Source organism: Brevundimonas vesicularis (genome assembly GCF_027105095.1).
Classification (GTDB): Bacteria; Pseudomonadota; Alphaproteobacteria; order Caulobacterales; family Caulobacteraceae; genus Brevundimonas; species Brevundimonas vesicularis_E.
Map to the genome: position 1 here is coordinate 52,085 of NZ_CP114278.1, position 19,778 is coordinate 71,862.

21 protein-coding genes and 1 other RNA gene are annotated in these 19,778 nt (G+C 68.0%); 11 read left to right on the forward strand and 11 right to left on the reverse strand.

Annotation, left to right across the window (positions count from 1 at the left end; all coding sequences use genetic code 11):
• Positions 1-5 precede the first annotated feature (5 nt).
• Both recR and O2K97_RS00245 read right to left on the reverse strand, forming a co-directional pair.
• Entirely contained in the window at positions 6-608 is a 603-nt protein-coding gene (gene recR / locus O2K97_RS00240; protein ID WP_269220003.1) for a recombination mediator RecR, read from the reverse strand.
• On the reverse strand, positions 608-937 hold the full coding sequence (locus O2K97_RS00245) for a YbaB/EbfC family nucleoid-associated protein (protein ID WP_269220004.1): 330 nt from the start codon (positions 935-937) through the stop codon (positions 608-610). Before O2K97_RS00245 ends, recR begins: the two co-directional genes overlap by 1 nt.
• 156 nt (positions 938-1,093) lie before the next feature.
• On the opposite strand from O2K97_RS00245, the gene O2K97_RS00250 reads away from it, so the two are divergent.
• Complete coding sequence (locus O2K97_RS00250; protein WP_269220005.1) at positions 1,094-1,708, forward strand: malonic semialdehyde reductase; 615 nt, start codon at positions 1,094-1,096, stop codon at positions 1,706-1,708.
• A gap of 72 nt (positions 1,709-1,780) precedes the next feature.
• Here O2K97_RS00250 and O2K97_RS00255 read toward each other — a convergent pair whose 3' ends face one another.
• Positions 1,781-2,515, reverse strand: a complete 735-nt coding sequence (locus O2K97_RS00255; protein ID WP_017505623.1) for a c-type cytochrome — start codon at positions 2,513-2,515, stop codon at positions 1,781-1,783.
• A gap of 142 nt (positions 2,516-2,657) precedes the next feature.
• Here O2K97_RS00255 and O2K97_RS00260 point away from each other — a divergent pair, with 142 nt between their 5' ends.
• Entirely contained in the window at positions 2,658-3,380 is a 723-nt protein-coding gene (locus O2K97_RS00260) for a 3-deoxy-manno-octulosonate cytidylyltransferase (protein ID WP_026108498.1), read from the forward strand.
• Here the strand turns inward: O2K97_RS00260 and nudC are convergent.
• The gene (gene nudC / locus O2K97_RS00265; RefSeq protein WP_269220006.1) at positions 3,377-4,297 is read right to left on the reverse strand and encodes an NAD(+) diphosphatase; all 921 of its coding nucleotides are present in this window, start codon (positions 4,295-4,297) and stop codon (positions 3,377-3,379) included. The genes O2K97_RS00260 and nudC overlap by 4 nt on opposite strands.
• Before the next feature lie 47 nt (positions 4,298-4,344).
• On the opposite strand from nudC, the gene ffs reads away from it, so the two are divergent.
• Both ffs and O2K97_RS00275 read left to right on the forward strand, forming a co-directional pair.
• Positions 4,345-4,440, forward strand: an RNA gene (ffs, locus tag O2K97_RS00270) — signal recognition particle sRNA small type.
• Between the two features lie 255 nt (positions 4,441-4,695).
• Positions 4,696-6,537 (forward strand): DNA polymerase III subunit gamma/tau, encoded by a 1,842-nt coding sequence (locus O2K97_RS00275; RefSeq protein ID WP_269220007.1) that lies wholly within the window; start codon positions 4,696-4,698, stop codon positions 6,535-6,537.
• 179 nt (positions 6,538-6,716) lie between these two features.
• Here O2K97_RS00275 and O2K97_RS00280 read toward each other — a convergent pair whose 3' ends face one another.
• Both O2K97_RS00280 and O2K97_RS00285 read right to left on the reverse strand, forming a co-directional pair.
• Entirely contained in the window at positions 6,717-7,271 is a 555-nt protein-coding gene (locus O2K97_RS00280; protein ID WP_269220008.1) for an ActR/PrrA/RegA family redox response regulator transcription factor, read from the reverse strand.
• A gap of 89 nt (positions 7,272-7,360) precedes the next feature.
• Positions 7,361-8,815, reverse strand: a complete 1,455-nt coding sequence (locus O2K97_RS00285) for an ActS/PrrB/RegB family redox-sensitive histidine kinase (RefSeq protein ID WP_269220009.1) — start codon at positions 8,813-8,815, stop codon at positions 7,361-7,363.
• 44 nt (positions 8,816-8,859) lie between these two features.
• Between O2K97_RS00285 and O2K97_RS00290 the strand changes: the two genes are divergently transcribed.
• The 4 genes from O2K97_RS00290 (at position 8,860) to O2K97_RS00305 (ending at position 11,980) form a co-directional block, all read left to right on the forward strand.
• Positions 8,860-9,483, forward strand: a complete 624-nt coding sequence (locus tag O2K97_RS00290) for an SCO family protein (RefSeq protein ID WP_269220010.1) — start codon at positions 8,860-8,862, stop codon at positions 9,481-9,483.
• A gap of 80 nt (positions 9,484-9,563) precedes the next feature.
• Positions 9,564-10,844, forward strand: coding sequence for a polyhydroxyalkanoate depolymerase (locus tag O2K97_RS00295; RefSeq protein ID WP_269221073.1), 1,281 nt, complete (start codon positions 9,564-9,566; stop codon positions 10,842-10,844).
• Entirely contained in the window at positions 10,810-11,544 is a 735-nt protein-coding gene (locus tag O2K97_RS00300) for a M48 family metallopeptidase (protein WP_269220011.1), read from the forward strand. Before O2K97_RS00295 ends, O2K97_RS00300 begins: the two co-directional genes overlap by 35 nt.
• Before the next feature lie 58 nt (positions 11,545-11,602).
• On the forward strand, positions 11,603-11,980 hold the full coding sequence (locus O2K97_RS00305) for a lysozyme inhibitor LprI family protein (RefSeq protein WP_055808962.1): 378 nt from the start codon (positions 11,603-11,605) through the stop codon (positions 11,978-11,980).
• 71 nt (positions 11,981-12,051) lie between these two features.
• Here O2K97_RS00305 and O2K97_RS00310 read toward each other — a convergent pair whose 3' ends face one another.
• From O2K97_RS00310 to O2K97_RS00320, 3 genes are all read right to left on the reverse strand, one after another.
• Positions 12,052-14,145, reverse strand: coding sequence for a transglycosylase domain-containing protein (locus tag O2K97_RS00310; protein WP_017505613.1), 2,094 nt, complete (start codon positions 14,143-14,145; stop codon positions 12,052-12,054).
• 106 nt (positions 14,146-14,251) lie between these two features.
• Positions 14,252-14,875: a class I SAM-dependent methyltransferase gene (locus O2K97_RS00315; protein ID WP_269220012.1), complete on the reverse strand. Its 624-nt coding sequence runs from the start codon at positions 14,873-14,875 to the stop codon at positions 14,252-14,254.
• Between the two features lie 5 nt (positions 14,876-14,880).
• A complete protein-coding gene (locus tag O2K97_RS00320; protein WP_269220013.1) occupies positions 14,881-15,852 on the reverse strand; it encodes an alpha/beta fold hydrolase in 972 nt (323 codons plus the stop codon).
• Between the two features lie 391 nt (positions 15,853-16,243).
• Here O2K97_RS00320 and ftsY point away from each other — a divergent pair, with 391 nt between their 5' ends.
• The 3 genes from ftsY to O2K97_RS00335 all read left to right on the forward strand — a co-directional run bounded on the left by ftsY (position 16,244) and on the right by O2K97_RS00335 (position 18,514).
• The gene (ftsY, locus tag O2K97_RS00325; protein ID WP_017505610.1) at positions 16,244-17,179 is read left to right on the forward strand and encodes a signal recognition particle-docking protein FtsY; all 936 of its coding nucleotides are present in this window, start codon (positions 16,244-16,246) and stop codon (positions 17,177-17,179) included.
• 1 nt (position 17,180) lies between these two features.
• Positions 17,181-17,801, forward strand: a complete 621-nt coding sequence (locus O2K97_RS00330) for an inner membrane-spanning protein YciB (protein WP_269220014.1) — start codon at positions 17,181-17,183, stop codon at positions 17,799-17,801.
• 98 nt (positions 17,802-17,899) lie between these two features.
• Positions 17,900-18,514 carry a MarR family winged helix-turn-helix transcriptional regulator gene (locus tag O2K97_RS00335; RefSeq protein WP_269220015.1) on the forward strand — a complete coding sequence of 205 codons (615 nt, stop codon included), beginning with the start codon at positions 17,900-17,902 and terminating at the stop codon, positions 18,512-18,514.
• Here the strand turns inward: O2K97_RS00335 and O2K97_RS00340 are convergent.
• Together O2K97_RS00340 and O2K97_RS00345 are read right to left on the reverse strand one after the other, a co-directional pair.
• Positions 18,511-18,885, reverse strand: coding sequence for a phasin family protein (locus tag O2K97_RS00340; protein ID WP_269220016.1), 375 nt, complete (start codon positions 18,883-18,885; stop codon positions 18,511-18,513). The two genes, O2K97_RS00335 and O2K97_RS00340, sit on opposite strands and share 4 nt — an antisense overlap.
• Before the next feature lie 92 nt (positions 18,886-18,977).
• Positions 18,978-19,751 (reverse strand): creatininase family protein, encoded by a 774-nt coding sequence (locus tag O2K97_RS00345; protein ID WP_269220017.1) that lies wholly within the window; start codon positions 19,749-19,751, stop codon positions 18,978-18,980.
• Positions 19,752-19,778: the final 27 nt, after the last annotated feature.

A 19,778-nucleotide genomic window follows, 5' to 3' on the forward strand; every position in this document is an offset into this window, starting at 1 on the left:
CTCGGTCAGGCCGGGCGGCGGGCGCGAAGGGCCTGAACGATGGTGCCGTCGTCCAGCCAGTCCAATTCTCCGCCGACCGGCACCCCGCGCGCCAGCGAGGTGATCTCCACATCCGGCCCGGCGATCCGTTCGGCGACATAGTGGGCGGTCGTCTGGCCATCGACCGTGGCCGGCAGGGCCAGCACGACCTCGCGCACGCCCCCGCCCCTCACGCGCCCGACCAGTTCGGTGACCCGCAGATGCTCGGGTCCGACGCCGTCCAGAGCGGACAACAGTCCGCCAAGCACATGGTATTTTCCGCGAAAGGCGCCGGATCGCTCCATAGCCCACAGGGCGCCGGCCTCTTCGACCACGCAGATCAGGCCATTGTCGCGCGATGCGTCTGAACAGATGGCGCAGGGGTCGCGCGTATCCGGCGCGCCGCAAACCGAGCACGACACGACCTTCTCGGCCGTCTCGGCCAGCGACGCCGCCAGCGGCACCAGCAACTGCTCGCGGCGCTTCAACAGCGCCAGCGCCGCACGCCGCGCCGAGCGCGGACCCAGGCCCGGCAGTTTGGCGAGAAGGGAGATCAGCCGTTCGATCTCCGGCCCGGCGGAGGCGGCCATCAGAACAGTTTCGGCATTCCGGGAATGTTCATCCCGGCCATGGGGCCTGCGGCCTCGCGCATCAGGGCGTTGTTCTGCTCATCCAGCTTGCGCTTGGCGTCGGCATGGGCGGCGACGATCAGATCGGCCAGGATCTCGCCCTCGCCCGGGCTCAGCAGACTGTCGTCGATCTTGATGGCCGTAATCTCGCCAGGGCCCTTGAGGGACACCGAGACGAGACCGCCGCCGGAAGAACCCTCGGCGGTCGTTTCAGCCATTTTAGCCTGGGCGTCTTGCAGCTTTTGCTGCATCGCCTGGGCCTGCTGCATCAGTTGGGTCAGATCTTTCATGCCTTCTAGATAGGGCGAACAAAGCCCGGGCGACAGAGGGCTTGTGCTCGGTGCGCAAGATCGAAACCGAGCATTTCGGGATTGGCGCTTGCGGCCGTTGCGAAACGTCCTAATTAGCACCTGTCTTCGTTGCTATTTAAGTCAGGAACGCACCCCATGGCCTATGATGCTACTCATCAACGCGACGGGCCGCTGTCGGACGCCGCCCTGTCGCAACTGTTTACCGAAGCGCGCACGCGCAACGGCTGGACCGACCGCCCCGTCGCGCCGGAACTGCTGCACAGGCTGTATGACCTGACCAAGTTCGGGCCCACGGCGGTCAACGGGTCGCCCGCCCGCTTCGTTTTCATTACCTCTCCCGAGGCCAAGGCCCGCCTGATCCCGCTGATGAGCGAAGGCAATCGCGACAAGACACAGCAGGCCCCGGTGACGGTGATCGTCGGTCAGGACATGGACTTCCACGACCATCTCGACGCCCTGTTCCCCCACGCGCCGGGCGCCAAGGCCTGGTTCGCTGACGAGGCCGGACGGCGCGAGACCGCCTTCCGCAACGCCTCGCTGCAGGGCGGCTATCTGACCATCGCCGCGCGCGCCCTGGGCCTGGATGTCGGGCCTATGTCCGGCTTCGACGCCGCCGGCGTGAAGGCCGAGTTCTTCCCCGACAGCCATGTCGAGCCGAACTATATCCTCAACCTCGGCTATGGCTCGGACGAGAACCTGTTTCCACGCTCGCCGCGCCTGTCGTTCGACGAGGCGGCGCAGATCCTCTGAGCCGAGCGCTCAGCCCGAAACGAAGAAGGGCGGCCCGTCGGGCCGCCCTTTTGTCGTTCGTCGCCGCGGCGATCAGTGGTTCGGCGGCGCAGACGCCGTCGCGGCGGGCGGGGCCGCTGGGGTCGCCTGAGACGCGGCGGGGGCGCCCGCGGCCGGGGTGGTGCCGGTCGCCTCGGTCGCCGCAGCGCCTTCGGTCACCGGGGCCTCGCCCGTGGCAGGCGCGCCGGCGGCCGGCGCGGCCGCGCCAGGCTGACGGGTGGGATCCGGCGCCGGGATGGCGAAGCCGCCGGAGCCCTGCGTGCGCAGCCAGGCGATCAGATTGATGCGCGTCTGGGTGTCGCGGATGCCGGCGAAGGACATCTTGGTGCCGGGCACATATTTGGCCGGGGCGGTGATGAAGCTGTTGATCTGGTCATAGCCCCAGGTCGGCGCCTCGGCCTTGTGCTTGGCCATAGCATCGGAATAGGCGAAGCCCGGACGGTGCATGACCGGCCCGCCGACCACGCCCCACAGGTTCGGACCGATCTTGTCGGCGCCGCCCTGGTGCGCGTCATGGCAGGCCTGGCAACGTGCGAAGGCGGCCTCGCCGGCGGCCAGATCGGCGGTCGGCAGGACCGTGCCCCAGTCGGGCGCCAGTTCGGCGGCTTCACCGCCGGCGGCCTCTTCCGGCGCATCGACGAAATAGCCCATCTTTTCGGGGGCTTCCGAATGATAGACGAGGCCCGAGGCCTGCTGGACGACCAGGATGACGAACGCCGTCCCCAGAGCCGCGCCGAAAATCTTGTTCCACTTAAGATCGCCGCTCATACGCCTGGTCGTTTCCCTCTGCCGGCCGGGCCCCTCGAAAACACGCCCCGGACATAATCTTGCTTTGGCGTCTCTGGCACGGTAGCGCCGCCTTCGCAACCGGCCCAACGCGTGACGGGCCAGACAGGCGTCAGGGAAGTCGATGAATCCGTTGATAATGATACCGGCTCGCATGGCCGCCACCCGCCTGCCGAACAAGCCGCTGGCCCTGATCGGCGACACGCCGATGATCGTGCGCGCCTATCGCCAGGCCGAGGCCTCGGGCCTGCCGGTCGTGGTCGCCGCCGGCGATCCCGAGATTGTCGAGGCGGTGGAAGCCGCAGGCGGCCGCGCCGTCCTGACCGACCCGGCCCTGCCCTCGGGCTCGGACCGCATTCGCGCCGCCGTGGACGCCATCGACCCCGAGGGCGATTTCGACGCGGTCATCAACGTCCAGGGCGACATGCCCTTCGCCAGCCCCGGTCTGGCCGTCGCCTGCGCCGCCATTCTGCACGGCGAGCCGACCTGCGACATCGCCACCCTGGTCGCTGCCGAGGCCGAGGCGTCGGACCGGACCAATCCCGATGTGGTCAAGGCGGTGCTGGCCCTGGGCGAAGGCGAACGCCAGGCCCGCGCCCTCTATTTCACCCGCTCGACCCTGTATGGCGACGCCCCTGTCTGGCGTCATATCGGCGTCTATGGCTATCGCCGCGAGGCGCTGAACCGCTTCTGCGCCGCGCCGCCGTCGCCGCTGGAAAAACGCGAGAAGCTGGAACAGCTGCGCGCCCTGGAAATGGGCATGCAGATCTGGGCCGCCGTCATCGACGAAGCCCCCCTGTCCGTCGACAATCCCGCCGACCTGGAGGCGGCGCGGGCGCTGGCCTAGACCTCGTCGACCCAGGCCTGGATCAGGCTGTGGGCGATGGCGAAGGGCGGCGGGGCCTGAATGCTCGGGTGCTCGCCCGCCAGCACGGCGCGCGCCTCGGCCCGCGTCAGCCAGGCGACGGCTTCCAGCTCGGTCTGGTCCGGTTGCGCCTGATCGTCCGACACCTCCGCGATCAGGCCGATCATCAGTTGCGACGGAAAGGGCCAGGGCTGGCTGGAGTGATAGGCCGTGGCGATCACGGTCAGGCCGGCCTCTTCCTTCACCTCGCGGGCGCAGGCCTCCTCGATGGATTCGCCCGGTTCCAGGAACCCGGCCAGGGCCGACATTCGTCCGGCAGGCCAGGCCGCCTGACGGCCCAGCAGGCAGATGGGCTCCGCCCCGCCCTTATAGACCGGCAGCATGATGGTGACCGGATCGACGCGCGGGAAATGCTCGGTCCCGCAGGCCGGGCATATCCGCTTCCAGCCGCCCGACGCCGTCTCGCTCAGCGTGCCGCAGTTGGCGCAGAAACCGTGCTTGCGGCGCCAGTCGAACAGGCTCTTGGCCCCGCCCGCGATCGCCGCATCCGCCGCCGGCAGGATCGCCGCCGCCGCACGCATCTCTTGAAAGGCGCCCAGCCCGGCCAGCGGTCCGTTGGTCGGATCGATGGAGCCTTCGAACTCGATGGCGAAGACGGGTTCGTCGTTCCACAGGCCCAAGAACGCCTCGCGATCCCGCACCAGGCTGCGCGCATGGCGCATCTGCAGCCACGCCAGCCTCGGCCCTTCGCCCGTCTCCTCGATCAGCGGTCGCCCTTCCCAGAGCACCAGGGCCTGGGCGTAGGGCTTAGCGGCCTGCTCGGCCAGCCAGTCGGGATCATTCCTCAGGTCGCCGGCCCGATCGAGCGGATTGCCGGCGAAGGTGTTCTGATGGGCCATGCGGGTTTGTAGCTCTTGATTCCGGCCTTCGCACCCGTCATATCTCCGCTTGGAGATCGCGGGCGAAGGCTTCGCCAATCTGGTCAGGGCCGGAAGGCAGCAGCCACAACGAATTCCCCTTCGGGTCGCGGTCTCTACTTCCTCTTTTTTGTGCGCTAACGCTCGCGACGCGGTCGCTCGCTGCTACAGCGCGTTGGTGCGTCACGTCTCCTCCCCACCTGTGGGGAGGGGGACCGCGAAGCGGTGGAGGGGCTCTTGCAATCCCACAGACGCCGGAGTGCGGTAAAACCCCCTGCGTCACGACGCGAAGACGCGCCGCGCCACTCCCCGCAAAGCAGGGAGGCGACTCGTTGAGAATCGCTTCTTCCCGCCCCTCAGCCGCTGTAAGACTTCCTCCCATGACGGACAGCGACACGAATCTCGACGGCCCGCCTTGGGAAGAGGACGACGTCGCCCCGCGCGACGAGAATACCAATGACATGTTCGGCGCGCCTGCCGCGGCGCCCGAGCCGGTCGTTGCGCCCGCTGCCGCCCCCCTCGCCAAGCCTGCGCCTGCCGAAGTCGAAGCCCACGTCGATGACGGCGCCGCCTATCAGGTGCTGGCGCGCAAATACCGGCCGCGCACCTTTGAGGATCTGATCGGGCAGGAGGCGATGGTGCGCACCCTGACCAACGCCTTCGCCACGGGCCGGATCGCCCACGCCTTCATGCTGACGGGCGTGCGCGGCGTCGGCAAGACGACCACCGCCCGCCTTCTGGCCCGCGCCCTGAACAACGAAACCGACAGCATCGATAAGCCGTCGCTGACCCTGACCGCCCACGGCTGGCACGACGCCGCCATCATGGCCGGCCAGCACATGGACGTGATGGAGATGGACGCGGCGTCGCACACCGGCGTCAATGACATCCGCGACATCCTGGAAAGCGTCCGCTATGCGCCCGTCGAGGCGCGCTATAAGGTCTATGTGCTGGACGAGGTCCACATGCTGTCGACGCAGGCGTTCAACGCCCTGCTGAAGACGCTGGAAGAGCCGCCGCCCCACGCCAAATTCATCTTCGCTACCACCGAGATCCGCAAGGTGCCGGTGACGATTCTGAGCCGCTGTCAGCGCTTCGACCTGCGTCGGGTCGAGCCGGAGATCCTGGTCGAGCACCTGGGCCGGATCGCCGACCGCGAGGGCATGAAGATCGAGAACGACGCCCTGGCCCTGATCTCGCGCGCAGCCGAGGGGTCGGTGCGCGACGGCCTGTCGCTGCTGGACCAGGCCCTGGTCCAGGCGGAGCGCGGCGAGATGGTCAAGACCGAGACGGTGCGCGACATGCTGGGTCTCGCCGACCGGACCCAGACCATCGCCCTGTTCGAGAGCGTCATGGCCGGCCGCACGCCCGAGGCGCTGGAGAGTTTCCGCACCCTCTACGGCTTCGGCGCCGATCCGGTGCAGGTGACCAACGACCTGCTGGAGCACTGCCACGCCGCCTCGGTCGCTAAGATGCTGGGTCCGAACGCGACGCGGTTGCCCAACGATCAGGCGCAGAAGCTGGCGGCCCTGGGCGCGGCCATTCCGGCGGCGACCCTGTCGCGCACCTGGCAGATGCTGCTGAAGGCGCTGGACGAGGTGCGGCGCGCACCCAATCCGGCCGATGCGGTCGAAATGGCCATCGTGCGTCTGGCCTACGCCGCCGACCTGCCGGGACCGGAGGAGGCGCTGAAGCGGCTGCAATCCGGCGAACCGATAGGCGGCGGATCGGCCCCGCGTGGCGGCGGCGGAGGCGGAGGCGGCACCTCGGCGCAGTTGGCGGCGCGTCCCGTCATGGCCCCCGCCCTGCCCGATCCGCAGACCTTCGAACAGGTCGTCGCCCTGATCGGCGAGAAGCGCGAGGTCGGGCTTCAGATGGATGTGGAGCGGTATGTGAAGCCGGTCTCGTTCAAGCCCGGCGCCATCGTCTATGAAAGCGTCCAGGGCGCGCCGATCGAACTGGCCCGCAAGCTGTCGGCCCGCCTGCGCGAATGGACCGGCCGCACCTGGCTGATCGCCGCCAACGGCCAGGGCGGGGCCGAGACGGTCATCGAGATCCAGAAAAAGGCCCGCGCCGCCGAACGCGCCGAGGTCGAGGCCAATCCCTTCGTCCAGGCGGTGCTTCAGGCCTTCCCCGGCGCCAAGCTGGGCGAGATCAAGACCATCGCCCCGACCGTGGTCACCCCTGAAATCCCCGACGTGGTCGAGGACGACGAGGACTAGATGGGTCAGCGCCCGTCATTCCGGGGCTGAGCGCAGCGAAGAACCCGGAACCCAGGGCCGCAGTCGCTGTGGTCAAAGTATTCGACGCCGGTTGCGCGCCCCCTGGGTTCCGGGTTCGTCCTTTGGACGCCCCGGAAGGACGCGTTGGGTGGTAGCTAAACAGTATGGCGCCCCGCGCCCTACCGCGGCGCGCGCTTGGCGAGGATGCGTTGCAGGGTGCGACGGTGCATGCCCAGGCGGCGCGCCGTCTCCGAGACATTGTGGTCGCATAGCTCATAGACGCGCTGGATATGCTCCCAGCGGACGCGGTCGGCGCTCATCGGGTTTTCGGGCGGCTCGGGCGAATCGCCGGTGGCGAGCAGGGCCTTGACCACGTCGTCCGCATCGGCGGGCTTGGACAGATAGTCGACGGCGCCGGCCTTGACCGCCGCGACCGCCGTGGCGATGGCGCCGTAGCCGGTCACCATGACGATGCGGGCGTCCTCGCGCTTTTCGCGCACCGCTTCGACGATCTTCAGCCCGTTGCCGTCCTCAAGCCGCATGTCCAGCACGGCGAACGCCGGGGCCTTGTCATGCAGCAACTGCATCGCCTCGGCGACGGATTCAGCGGTCGTCACCTGAAAGCCGCGCGCCTCCAGCGCCCGCCCCATGCGGGTGCGCAGGGCCTGGTCGTCATCCAGCAGCAGCAGGGACTTGTCTGGCAGGGCGGCGATGCGGGCTTCGAGTTCTGACATGCGTTTCTCTCTCCTGCCGCTTCAAGTCGGGACGGGTAGCGCGCGGGTCAAGGCCAAGGTTCCGCCTGCGACGCTTCGACCCAATCGCCTCATGCCGCGACCTCCAGCGCCGGCCGCGCCCAGCGCACCGCCACGCGCGCGCCACGGGGCGCCGCCTTGGCCTCCGATTGCGGCAGGCCCTGACCCACGCTGACCGAGCCGCCGGTCCGCTCCAGCAGGGTGCGGGCGATGAAGAATCCCAGGCCCATGCCGCCCTGGCTGGGGGCGATGGCCGGCTCGACCGTTGTGCGGGGCTTGGACGGGCGGGCGGCGGCGGCGATCTGGGCGGCCAGGGCCTGGCGCGCCTTGCCCTGCGGCCGACTGGTCACATAGGGCTCGCCCAGCCGGGGCAGGATGTCGCCAGCGAAGCCCGGCCCATCGTCCAGAATCTCGATCTCGATCCAGCCGGCGTCCACCACCGCCTGGACCCGCACCGTCGTCTTGGCGAAATCGGCGGCGTTCTCGACCAGGGTGGACAGGCCGTGGATCACCTCGGGCATCCGGCGCACGCGCGGCGCGGGCTGACCCGGCGGCGTCTTGACCAGCACATCAAAGGCCAGGTCGAAGCCCCGGTGCGGCTCCACCACCTCTTCCAGCAGGGCCTTCAGCGAGACGTCGGCATACAGGGCGTCGTCGCCCTCGGGCTGTTGCGACAGTTGGGTCAGGATGCCCCGGCACCGTTCGGCCTGTTGCAGGATCAGGGCCGCGTCCTCGGCCGCGTCGCTGTCGGGGGCTGAGGCGCGCTGAAGCTCCTTGGCCACCACCTGAATGGTCGCCAGCGGCGTGCCAAGCTCATGCGCCGCCGCCGCCGCCAGGCCGCCCAGCGCCGCCAGCCTCTGTTCGCGTTGCAGCACGTCCTGGGTGGTCGCGAGGGCCAGTTCCAGCTTCTCCGCATCGGCCGCCACCCGCCAGGCGTAGCCGGCGGTGAAGACCACGCCGGTCACCAGCGCCATGGCCATGCCGAGGCGATACAGGGTCGGGAGGTGGAAGTTCTCGTGCGGTCGCCACGGCAGAGGCTCGGACCAGAAGAACAGCACCCCGACCGCGATCAGGGCCAGCACGCCCAGCATTAGAGCCTGACGCGCCGGCAGGGCCGCCGCCGCGATGGTCACGGGCGCGACCAGCAAGAGGCAGAAGGGGTTCTCCAGCCCGCCGGTCAGACCCAGCAGCACGCCCAGCTGGAAGATGTCGAAGCCCAGGTGGATCGCCGTCGTGCGCCCGTCCGGCAGGCTGGCCTCCAGCCGGCGTACCCGCGCCATGGCCCCCACATTCACAGCCGCGCTGATGGCGATCACGATCAGGCAGGGCCAGAGCGGCAGGGGGAAATGCAGCCCCTGATGCGCCGTCAGGATCGCCGCGCTCTGGCCGATGATCGTCAGCCAGCGCAGAACGATCAGGGTCCGCAGTGAAAACCCCCGACCACGACGCGGGGCATCGCTCCAGCCGTTCAACGGCTCCGAAGAGGATGCGCCGTGCGGCGCCATGCGGGCTTCTGTCGAGGTCACACGCCTTCTATAGACCGATCACATCCGTTTCGTGAGAGGCCGTCATGCCGCGTCGTTCCATCCTGCTGTTCGCGGGCGCCTGCATCGCCATCGCCGTGGCGCTCGCCATCATCACGGTCGTGGTGGTCAGCGGCAGGACGCCGACGTCGGACGGCGCCGAGGTGACGTCGACCGGTCAGCCTCTCGTCGGCGGCGACTTCAAACTGGTTAATCAGGATGGACAACCCGTCGATCAGACGATGCTGAACGGCAAATGGAGCCTGGTCTTCTTCGGCTTCACCTACTGCCCCGAGTTCTGTCCGACCACCCTGGCCGAGCTGGGCGCGGTGCAGCAGCGGCTGGGCGACAAGGCGGACAATCTGCAGGTCGTCTTCATCAGCGTCGATCCCGAACGCGATACGCCCCAGGCGCTGAAGGACTATCTGTCGTCCGACGGGTTTCCCAAGGGGACCATCGGCCTGACCGGCACGCCCGAACAGGTGGCCACCGCCGCCAAGGCCTACCGCGCCTTCTACCAGAAGGTCGGCGAGGGCGAGGGCTATACGATGAACCACTCCCTGACCGTCTATCTGATGGGCCCGGACGGCAGGTTCCGCACCGCCGTCGCCTATGGAATGGGTCCGGACAAGACGACTAGGATCATCGAACAGGCGATGGCCCGGGGTTAGCAGCGACCCCATAATCCTTTTGCAGGGTGATGCATTATATGTTGCCCTGCACAAACGGCGCTCGGCCGTATCGGATCGTCATGCTCTACGCCTTTCATGAACTCGCCTACCAGTCGGCCCTGCCGTTCCGGGTCGGCGCGCAACTGGCCCGCACCTTCTGGACCTCGCCGTTCAACCCGGTGGCCGACACCGCCATCGGCCGCACGGCCTACGCCTCGGCAGAACTGTTCGAGAGCGTGACGCGGCGCTACGGCAAGCCGGCCTGGAAGCTGGAAACCATCGACATCGGCGGCAAGCCGGTGCGCACCACCGAACAGGTGATCTGGCAAAGCCCGTGGTGCCGACTGGTCCGCTTCGCCCGCAACATCGGCGACCTGAAGCGCGCCAGAAAGCCCGCCTCCGGCCCGGCCGTCCTGATCGTGGCCCCGCTGTCGGGCCACTACGCCACCCTGCTGCGCGGCACGGTCGAAGCCTTCCTTCAGGACCACGACGTCTACGTCACCGACTGGGTCAACGCCCGCCAGGTGCCGATGCTGGAGGGGCGGTTCGATTTCTTCGACTACATCGACCACGTCCGGCTGATGCTGGCCGAGATCGGGGGCCGCGCCCACGTCGTCGGCGTGTGCCAGCCCGGCCCGCCGGTGCTGGCCGCCGGCGCGGTGATGGCCGAGGACGAGGACGAAAACCGTCCGCTGTCGATGACCTTCATGGGGTCGCCCATCGACGCGCGCCTGTCGCCGACCGTCACCAACCAGTTGGCCGAGGAAAAGCCCTTCACCTGGTTCAAGTCGAACATGATCCACACCGTGCCCCTGCCCTATGCGGGCTTCGGGCGGCGCGTTTATCCGGGCTTCGTCCAGCTCTACAGCTTCATGTCGATGAACGAGGATCGCCACCGCGACGCTCACTGGAACTACTTCAACAGCCTGATCGCCGGCGACGGCGACGGGGTGGAGAAGCACGAGGAATTCTACGACGAATATCTGTCGGTGCTGGACCTGACCGAAGAGTTCTATCTCCAGACCATCGACATCGTCTTCCAGCAGCACCTGCTGGCGCGCGGCCTGTTGGAACATCGCGGGCGCAAGGTCGATCTGTCCAGGATCACCGACATCGGCCTGATGACCGTCGAGGGCGAGAAGGACGACATCTCCGGCGTCGGCCAGACCCAGGCCGCGCACGGCCTGTGTCCCAATATCCCTGAAGATCGCCGCGTCCTCTACGTCCAGCCGGGCGTGGGCCATTACGGCGTGTTCAACGGCCGGCGATTCCGTGACGAGATCTATCCCTGCGTGCGCGATTTCATCGCCCAGAACGAGGCCGCCGGTGGCGTACCGCAACGGTCAGCGGCTGCCGCTTGACGAAAGCGGGGCCGGCGGGAGCGAAGGTTCTGGCCCGACCCTGAGACTGTCGGTCAATCCGCGCGCGCGGCGCCTGTCGGTGCGGATCGACGCGCGCGCCGGCGAGGCCGTGGTCATCGCCCCGACCGAGCGCGGCCTGAGCCAGGCCGTCGCCTTCGCCCGATCCAAGGCCGTCTGGATCAGCGAACGCCTGGCCGTCCGCCCCAAGAGCCGCCCGCTGGAACCGGGCCAGGTCATCTCCCTGCGCGGCAGTCCTGTGCGGCTTGAGGCCGTGCCCGGCGTGGGCGCCGCGCGCCTGGTCGAGGACGGGACGATCATCCGCTCGGGCGGCGAAGGCGAGGCCTACGCCCGCCGCGTCGAGAACCTGCTGAAGCGCGAGGCGCGCGAGACGCTTCTGGAACGCACCGACCACCATCTGCGAGCGCTGGGCCAAGGCCCGGTCAAGATGGGCATCGCCGACACCCGGTCGCGCTGGGGCTCTTGCAGCCCGCACAACCGCACCATCCGCTACTCCTGGCGCGTCATCATGGCCCCGCCCCCCGTCATCGACTACCTCGCCGCCCACGAGGTCGCCCACCTGGTCCACGCCGACCACAGCCCGGCCTACTGGTCCGTGGTCGAACGTCTGGTCGGGGATCACAAGCCTTGGCGGAAATGGCTGAAGGATTACGGCGCCGCGCTGCACGCCGTGGGGCGCTAGGCGGAAACCACGGCGGCCAAGCGCGTTTCAGCAGGGCCCGTCCACTCAGGAACGCCCCATGAAAACGATGATCACCCTGTCGATCGCGCTCGGCCTCGCCGCTGCCGCCGCCTCGTCCGCCAGCGCCCAGTCGCAGGCCACAATGAACGCCAACGCCGCACAGGAACTGCAGCGCGCCGATCGCGCGCTGAACAGCCAATACACGACGACAATGGGACGGCTTTCGCCCGCCAGCCGCACCCTGCTGCGCACCGCCCAACGCACCTGGATCAGCTTCCGCGATCAGCAATGCCGGTTCGAGGCCTCCGGCGTTCAGGGTGGGTCCGCCTATCCGATGGTGCATTCGACCTGCCTCGCGCGCCTGACGACCGAGCGGACACGCCAGTTGCGGACCCTCAGCCAATGTCAGGAAGGCGACCTGTCCTGCCCCCGCTGACCCAGGCCTGAAATGCAGAGGGAGGCGACCGCCGGATCGCCTCCCTTTTTTACGCGCTGTTTGCGTCGCGATCAGAAGAAGAGGGCGTCGCCCTTTCGCTCGGGCGCCGGACGGCCTTCGGGCTGCTGTGGGTTCGGCGCATCGCGATAACCGCCCTTGGGGGACGCCGGACTGGACGGTTGCGGCGACGGCGGCTGCATCGGCGCCTGGTCGTCCGGGACATAGGGCTCGCCGGCCAGGGGATCGACGGGTTCGACAGGCAAGCCGTTCTGGTCCAGGCCGCTCATCAGGTCGCCGACCGGATCGGGCGCCATCCACCCCTCTGGCATGGGCGGACCGTTGGGGATGGCGGGGGCGTCCAGGCGCGGCAAGGCCGCCTCCATGAAGCCTTTCCAGATGGCGGCCGGCGACGAGCCGCCGGTCACGCCGCGCATGGCGGTGTTGTCGTCCTTGCCCACCCAGACGGCGGTGACGAAGCCGCCGGTATAGCCGACGAACCAGGCGTCCTTGTAATCCGAGGTCGTGCCGGTCTTGCCCGCCAGGTCGCGTCCCGAGATCGCGGCCGACCGCCCCGAGCCGCTGGTCACCACGCCCCGCAGCATCTGGTTCATATAGTACAGCGACGGATTGTTGATCGCCTGACCGTTCTGGCCAGACTGGCGCTGATAGATGACGCGGCCCTGCGGCGTGCGGATGCGGCTGATGCCATAGGCGTCGACACGGCGCCCGCCGTTGGCGAAGGCGTCATAGGCGGTGGCCATCTCGATCGGCGAGACCTCGACCGCGCCCAGCGCCATTGCGGGCTCCAGACCGATGCGGCTTTCGATGCCCAGACGCCGCGCGGCGCGGGCCACGCTGTCGCGCCCGACCTGATCGGCGACGTAGGCCGCCACCGTATTGGTCGACTGGGCCACGGCCTGGGCCAGGGTCATGTTTCCGCTGAACGTGCCCGAATAGTTGCGGGGCGACCAGTTGCCGATGGTGATGGGCTGATCGACCACCGGGGTCTGGGGTGTATAGCCGGCCTCGACAGCCGCCAGATAGACGAAGGGCTTGAAGGCCGAACCCGCCTGGCGCTTGGCGTCGACGGCGCGGTTGAACTGGCTGTCGGCATAGGAGGAGCCGCCGATCATGGCCCGCACCCGGCCGTCGCCGTCCAGCGCGACCAGGGCCGCCTGCTGCACGCCCTTGCCGGCGTCACGATCCAGGATGCGGCGCACCGACCGCTCGGCCGCCGTCTGCAGCGTCAGGTCCAGCGTGGTCTCGACCACCATGTCCTCGGTCGGTTCGCCGACCAGGCTGCGGATCGACTTGTCCAGCCAGTCGATGAAATACTGGGCGTGCTGGGTCGCGAGCGTCCGCGAGACGATGACCGGCTGGGTCACGGCCTGTTCGCGCTGGGCGGCGGTAATGACGCCGGCCTCTTCCATCTCATTCAGCACGACGGTGGCGCGGGCGGCGGCGCGCTCGCTCTCCGACACCGGCGAATAGCGCGAGGGCGCCTTCAGCAGACCCGCCAGCAGAGCGGCCTCGCCGACCGTCAGGTTCTTGGCCGACTTGTCGAAATAGCGTTGCGACGCCGCCTCGATCCCATAGGCCCCGGCGCCGAAATAGACCCGGTTCAGATACAGGGCCAGGATCTCCTTCTTAGAGAATTTCATCTCCAGCCAGACGGCCAGCATCAGCTCCTGCACCTTGCGGCGCAGGTTCTGGTCGGGCGTCAGGAACAGGTTCTTGGCCAGCTGTTGCGTCAGGGTCGAGCCGCCCTGCACCACCCGACCGGCGCGGACGTTGGTCGCCATCGCCCGCATCATGCCGATGGGGTCAAACCCGGGGTGGCGGTAGAAACGCCGGTCCTCGATCGCGATGAAGGCGGCCGGCACATAGTCCGGCAGGGCGTCCAGATCGGCGGGCGGCGCCATCTGGGTGCCTCGCGTCGCGATCAGCGCCCCATTGCGATCCAGATAGGTGATCGAGGGCTGGCGGTCGACCTGATAAAGGCTGGAGGTGTCCGGCAGGCCGCGCGCGAAGACGGCGAAGAAGACGACCAGGAAGATCAGCCCCCAGACCGCCAGCACGGCGCTCCAATAGAACAACCGTCCCAGGGCCGACCGGCGGGGCTTGCCCTGCGCCTGTGGTCCGCCCGCATTCACCGGTCCCGCCATGTCCGTCCTTCAGATGCCGCCCTGGGCGAGTTCTCGTTCATCGGCTGTGTATCGCGTATGAACGCCCGCCGAAACGGTCCCGCCGACTTCACGGGATCGTGAGCGGCTATTTCGCCGAAAGAAAGGCGCGCCGGGCCAGCCACACGCCGCTTTCCGCCCCGTCGTATTCCACGCGCAATCCGGCGTCGGCCAGCAAGGCGCGATAGGCCTCCGGGTCAAGACTGGCGTGATAGAGCGGCTCGCCCCGCCAGTGCCCGATGGTCTCGCCGTGCGCCTGGCCGGAGGTGAACATCAGCCGCCCACCCTGGGCGACGCATGCGGCCAGTTTCGGCAGCACCTTTTTCTGATCGTCGGGGCTGAGATGAAACAGGCTGTGCCAGGCCAGAACGCCGTCGAACGGACCCGGCGGAAACGCACGGCGCATATCCGCCACCAACCAAACGCCTGTCGGCAGCGTCGCCTGCGCATGGGCGATCAGGCCCGGCGACGCATCCACCCCCGTCACCTGATGCCCCCGCTCCAACAGGGCGGCCCCGATGGGCCAGCCCGAACCACAGCCGACGTCCAGAACAGATGCGCCAGCGGGCAGGCCGGCGACGAAGCGGCCCAGCCAGACCGCTTCGTCAACCCCGCCCTCGCCCGAATACAGGGTCGCGCCCCGATCCCGGACCCAGTCGTCGGCCTTGTCCCGATAGAGGCCGACGATCCGTTTCTCCGACGGATGGGTCACGGCGCTTATTTCGCCAGGAAGGCGTCCAGGTCGGCGTAGAAGGCCTGGGGCTGGTCGAACATGATGAAATGGGCGCTGTCGTCGATCCGCTTCAACTGCGCGTCCTTAAGATTGGCGAACGACATCCGATAGATGCTGTCGGTGATCTGGGGCGTCATGCGCGGATCGTTGAACTTGACGTAAAGCACCTCGGTCGGGGCGGTGATCTTGGACAGTTCGGGACGCAGGTCCGTTGTGATCAGCTCGCGGAAGGCGGCGGCCGAGACCTTCTGGTCGCTTTCGCGCATGTCTTCCAATGCCTCGGCGCGGCGGCTTTCGGTGTTGATCATGCCGTTAATGCTGGTCGTCGCCTGGGCGACATAGGCCTCGCGCGGGCTGTTGGCCTGGGCGGCCCAGATCTGGTCCGCGACCGGGGTCACGCTTTCGGCCGAGGCGCCGGGGGCGGCGAACATCGCGCCCATGAAAGGCACCATGTCCACGACCATCAGCTTGCCGACCGCATCCGGATGGCGCGCGGCCAGCATCATGCCGATGGTGCCGCCCATCGAATGGCCGACGACGACCGGCTTGGTCAGGCCCTGTTCGCGAATATAGCGCGCGATCTCTTCGGCGACCGGCGCGGCGACCGGCGACGGGGTCGCGCCCTGCGCATTGCCCTCGGCCGGCGCGCCGGCGAAGCCCTGGACGTGCACGCGATGCACGCGCCAGCCGGCGCCCAGATGATCCACCGTACCCTGCCAGACCTCCTGCGACGAGCTCAGGCCGGGGATCAGGATGATGTCGCGCCCGCCGGCGTCGCCGTCGACGCGGACGTGGATGCGGTCGGACTGGAAGTCGGCGTGCTGATGGCCGTGAGCATGGCCGCTTTCGGCATGGGCGCCGTGCCCGTCCTGCGCCAGGGCGGCCGGTGCGACACACAGCAGGGCGGCTGCCGCTGCGGCGCCGACGGTGCGGTTCAGAATGGATGCGATGGTCATGATCAAACTCCCCTTTGACGCCCGCTTATGGTGCATAAACTTTGATATGTAAAGTTCTCTGCCATGTTAGGCGGTATATCGGCTTCTCCAGCCAGCGCAATCTGCCGGCCTTTAGTCAGTCTATTCAACGTCTTGTAGCTCCTTTGGGACCGCCAGCCGTCCCCGCCTGCAGTCGCGCTATAATGTGGGGTTTTCGACCGATGGCACCGACATTGGACCAGTGAGACGAATTAGACTCGTTTTTATGGAGACTATCATCCCCCGCTTCGCTCGCCTGACTTCAGACGAATTAGACGAATTAGACGGTGTTTTTGTCGCCGACCGTCTGAACGGCCGGACCGCGTTCGCGAATGCGGATGACGTCGGCCTTCGCCCCCGCTAAAGCCACTGCATGAACGATACGCCGAAAAAGGGCTGGTTCCAGCGCCTGTCCGCTGGGCTCTCGCGCTCCTCCAAACAGATGACCGATCAGGTCGTCGCCACCTTCGTCAAGGAGCCTTTGTCCGAGGCCTCGCTGGAGCAGCTGGAGGAGCATCTGCTGGAGAGCGATCTCGGCCCGGCCGCCTCGGCCCGGATCGTCGAACGCTTTCGCGGGCTGAAGTTCGGCAAGGACGCGCCCGAGCGTGAGGTCAAGGAGGCCCTGGCCGAGGCGGTCGCCGCCGAACTGTCGCCGCGCCAGGCCACCTTCGACCCCCTGTCCGGCCCCAAACCCTATGTCGTCCTGTTCGTCGGGGTGAACGGGTCGGGCAAGACCACGACGCTCGGCAAGATCGCCGCCGATCTGACGGGCAAGGGCGCCAAGGTGATGATCGTCGCCGGCGACACCTTCCGCGCCGCCGCCCGCGAACAGCTGAAGGTCTGGGCCGAGCGCTCAGGCGCCGACTTCGAGAGCCGTCGCGACGGCGCCGATGCCGCAGGCCTGGCCTTCGACGCCTATACCAAGGCGCGGGCCGAAGGCTATGACGTCGTCCTGATCGACACCGCCGGCCGGCTTCAGAACAAGTCCGCCCTGATGGACGAACTGCTCAAGATCGTCCGCGTGCTGAAGAAGGTCGATCCCGAGGCGCCGCACGACACCCTGCTGGTGCTGGACGCCACCGTCGGCCGCAACGCCCTGGCCCAGGAACAGATCTTCGGCCGCACCGCCTTCGTGACTGGCGTGGTCATGACCAAGCTGGACGGCACCGCGCGCGGCGGCGTGCTGGTGCCCGTGGCCCAGGCGTCCGACGCCCCCCTGATGCTGATCGGCGTCGGCGAAGGGGTCGAGGATCTGCAACCCTTCGACGCCCGCGCCTTCTCCCGCTCGCTGGTGGGACTGGAAGACTGACATGACCGAGACGCCGAAGAAGGCTTCCAACATCCGCCAGGCCGTCGATTTCGGCGCCCTCGTGGCCTTCATGGCCGCCTATGCGGTCAACCGGTTCGCTCGCGGTCTGGACGGTCAGGAAGCCTTGGTTCAGGCGACCTGGGTCCTGGTCGGCGCCTCGCTGATCGCCCTGATCGTCGGCTATGTGGTGGAGCGTCGGCTGGCGCCTCTGCCGCTGCTGACCGGCGGCTTCGCCCTGATCTTCGGCGTGCTGACCATCGTCTTCCACGATCCGAACCTGTTGAAGATCAAGCTGTCGATCCAGAACGGCCTGCTGGCGGTCGTTCTGCTGGGGTCGCTGCCGCTGAACCGCTATCCGTTCAAATATCTGCTGGGCGAGGCGATCCGCATCACCGACGCGGGCTGGCGCGGGCTGACCCTGCGTTACGGCATGTATTTCGCCGCCGTCTGCATAATCAACGAGATCGTCTGGCGCACCCAGTCCGACGACACATGGGTCGCCTTCCGCGGCGGACTGTGGATCGCCTCGGCCGTGTTCGGCGTCTGGCAGGTCTTCTTCATCATGAAGCACCTGATCAAGGACGACGAGCCGGCGCCCGTCTCGCCCGATACCGGGCTCTAGGGCGCAAGCGGAACTGTCACGGAACCGACGCGCTTTCCCCGTCAAATCGTAAAGCAGAGCTGATACGTGTTCGGACGAAACTTCAGGGGAGCGGCGCGATGGTGAAGGCGGGAAAAGCGGCAAGGAAGGTCGGGCCCCTGGCCACCTCGCCCAGCCACCTGATGCACCGCGCCCTGCAACTGGCGCTCGACATCTATGCCGAGGAGACCGGGGCCGACGGCCTGACCCAGCGCCAGTTCGCGGTGCTGGAGGCGGTGTCGCTCAAGGCCGGCCTGACCCAGACCGAACTGGTGCGCATGACCGGCATCGACCGCTCGACCCTGGCCGATCTGGTCACGCGCATGACCAGCAAGGGCCTGCTGGAGCGGGAGCGTTCGACCCTGGACGCCCGCGCCAAGGCCGTGCGTCTGTCGGCTGAGGGCGCCGCCCGTCTGGAGGCCGCCCGCCCGCTGGTCGAGGCCGCCGACAAGCGGATCATGGCCCTGCTGCCCAAGGGCCAGCGCGAGACCTTCCTCAATCAGCTGGCCGATCTGGCCGCCGCCGCCGACGCCGCTCCCGACGCCGCAAAGGCCGAGGCCAAGGCCGCCAAGAAGGCGCTGAAGGCGGCGGAAAAGGAAGCCCGGAAGGCCGAGAAAGCCGCCAAGAAGGCCGACCGTCCAGTCAAGGCGCCCAAGGTCAAGAAACCCAAGCTGAAGCTGGTGGAGCCGGCCTAGCTCTTTTTGCGCAGCCGTTTGGCGTTGGCGGTCGCGGTCTTGTGGATCGGCGCCAGCGCTTCGGCCTGGGCCTTCAGCAGTTCGCCGTTCAGGGTCATGGCCTGGGCCGCCGCCCGGCTCCACCAGCCCATGGCGTAGCTGAACTGGGCCTCGGCCGCGTGGGCCGGAGTGCGGGCCTGGGCCACAGCCGCCGCCGCCCGCAGGGCATGGGCGCTCTCGTCCATCGCCACACGCCCCAGCCGCTGACCGATGGCCCCGGCGCTGGCGGCCATGGCTTCGGCGGAGGCGGACATCGCCTCGGTCTTCTCGGAGCTCATCAGCGACAGCTCCTTGAAGTCCTGCCCCTTGGCGCTGGTCAGGCCCTCGGCCATCAGCCCGGTGCGAGCCGCGATCACCTCGGCCGAGGCGGCCAGAATCTCGGCGCCGACGACGGCGGCGCTGGCGGCTGTGGGCGTCCTGCGGGTCAGAGCGACGCTCCCGGTTGGGTCTCTGCGGCGAAGGCCGCGATGTCGCTCAACAGGGCGGGGATCGCCGCGTCGATGATCTGTTGTCCCTTCTCGGGGCTGGCCTGGGCCGGGTCCGAGCCGATCCGGCCGTCGGGGAAGCGGGCGCGATAGTCCAAGGCGTCGCGGATCGGCCCGTTTGGCGCGATCTGCGGGCTGTAGTCGGCGGTCTTGATCCGCTCGGGATAGGCGGCCTGCGTCACCGCGATCTCGGACGGCGTGGCGTGCATGCCGTGGCCGGTTGGAAACAGGCGGTTGCACAGGCCATGGACGCCGGGCAAGTCCCACCAGTTCTTCAGCTTGAGCACAAACGGAGGCTCCTCCTCTATGAAGCTCCACTCGGCGTAGATTTCCGAGATGGTCGCCTCGATGGTCGCGACGTTCCCGCCGTGCCCGTTCAGGAAGTAAATCCGCTCGAACCCGTGACGGCTCAGGGACGACACCCAGTCCGTGATCGCGGCCATGAAGGTCGAAGGGCGCAAGCTGATGGTGCCGGCGAAGGCCAGGTGATGCTGTGCCATGCCGATGTTGAAGGTCGGGGCCACGATCAGGTTGGCGTCAGTCTTCTCGGCCGCATGGGCGATGATCTCCGGGCACAGCCAGTCTGTGCCCAGAAGCCCCGTCGGTCCGTGCTGCTCGTTGGAGCCGATGGGCACGATCACCGTTCTGGACAGCGGACCGCCGTCGTTCAGTCGCGCATCGATTTCGGGCCAGGAGGACAGGTGGATCAGCATGAAGGCGGTCTCAGGCGACAGGGTGGA

What these genes read in the sequence shown, in the direction of transcription:
- recR (WP_269220003.1), bottom strand. Translation starts at nt 608, where the DNA reads ATGGCCGCCTCCGCCGGGCCGGAGATCGAACGGCTGATCTCCCTTCTC.
- O2K97_RS00245 (WP_269220004.1), bottom strand. Translation starts at nt 937, where the DNA reads ATGAAAGATCTGACCCAACTGATGCAGCAGGCCCAGGCGATGCAGCAA.
- O2K97_RS00250 (WP_269220005.1), top strand. Translation starts at nt 1,094, where the DNA reads ATGGCCTATGATGCTACTCATCAACGCGACGGGCCGCTGTCGGACGCC.
- O2K97_RS00255 (WP_017505623.1), bottom strand. Translation starts at nt 2,515, where the DNA reads ATGAGCGGCGATCTTAAGTGGAACAAGATTTTCGGCGCGGCTCTGGGG.
- O2K97_RS00260 (WP_026108498.1), top strand. Translation starts at nt 2,658, where the DNA reads ATGAATCCGTTGATAATGATACCGGCTCGCATGGCCGCCACCCGCCTG.
- nudC (WP_269220006.1), bottom strand. Translation starts at nt 4,297, where the DNA reads ATGGCCCATCAGAACACCTTCGCCGGCAATCCGCTCGATCGGGCCGGC.
- O2K97_RS00275 (WP_269220007.1), top strand. Translation starts at nt 4,696, where the DNA reads ATGACGGACAGCGACACGAATCTCGACGGCCCGCCTTGGGAAGAGGAC.
- O2K97_RS00280 (WP_269220008.1), bottom strand. Translation starts at nt 7,271, where the DNA reads ATGTCAGAACTCGAAGCCCGCATCGCCGCCCTGCCAGACAAGTCCCTG.
- O2K97_RS00290 (WP_269220010.1), top strand. Translation starts at nt 8,860, where the DNA reads ATGCCGCGTCGTTCCATCCTGCTGTTCGCGGGCGCCTGCATCGCCATC.
- O2K97_RS00295 (WP_269221073.1), top strand. Translation starts at nt 9,564, where the DNA reads ATGCTCTACGCCTTTCATGAACTCGCCTACCAGTCGGCCCTGCCGTTC.
- O2K97_RS00305 (WP_055808962.1), top strand. Translation starts at nt 11,603, where the DNA reads ATGAAAACGATGATCACCCTGTCGATCGCGCTCGGCCTCGCCGCTGCC.
- O2K97_RS00310 (WP_017505613.1), bottom strand. Translation starts at nt 14,145, where the DNA reads ATGGCGGGACCGGTGAATGCGGGCGGACCACAGGCGCAGGGCAAGCCC.
- O2K97_RS00320 (WP_269220013.1), bottom strand. Translation starts at nt 15,852, where the DNA reads ATGACCATCGCATCCATTCTGAACCGCACCGTCGGCGCCGCAGCGGCA.
- ftsY (WP_017505610.1), top strand. Translation starts at nt 16,244, where the DNA reads ATGAACGATACGCCGAAAAAGGGCTGGTTCCAGCGCCTGTCCGCTGGG.
- O2K97_RS00330 (WP_269220014.1), top strand. Translation starts at nt 17,181, where the DNA reads ATGACCGAGACGCCGAAGAAGGCTTCCAACATCCGCCAGGCCGTCGAT.
- O2K97_RS00335 (WP_269220015.1), top strand. Translation starts at nt 17,900, where the DNA reads ATGGTGAAGGCGGGAAAAGCGGCAAGGAAGGTCGGGCCCCTGGCCACC.
- O2K97_RS00340 (WP_269220016.1), bottom strand. Translation starts at nt 18,885, where the DNA reads ATGGCCGAGGGCCTGACCAGCGCCAAGGGGCAGGACTTCAAGGAGCTG.
- O2K97_RS00345 (WP_269220017.1), bottom strand. Translation starts at nt 19,751, where the DNA reads ATGCTGATCCACCTGTCCTCCTGGCCCGAAATCGATGCGCGACTGAAC.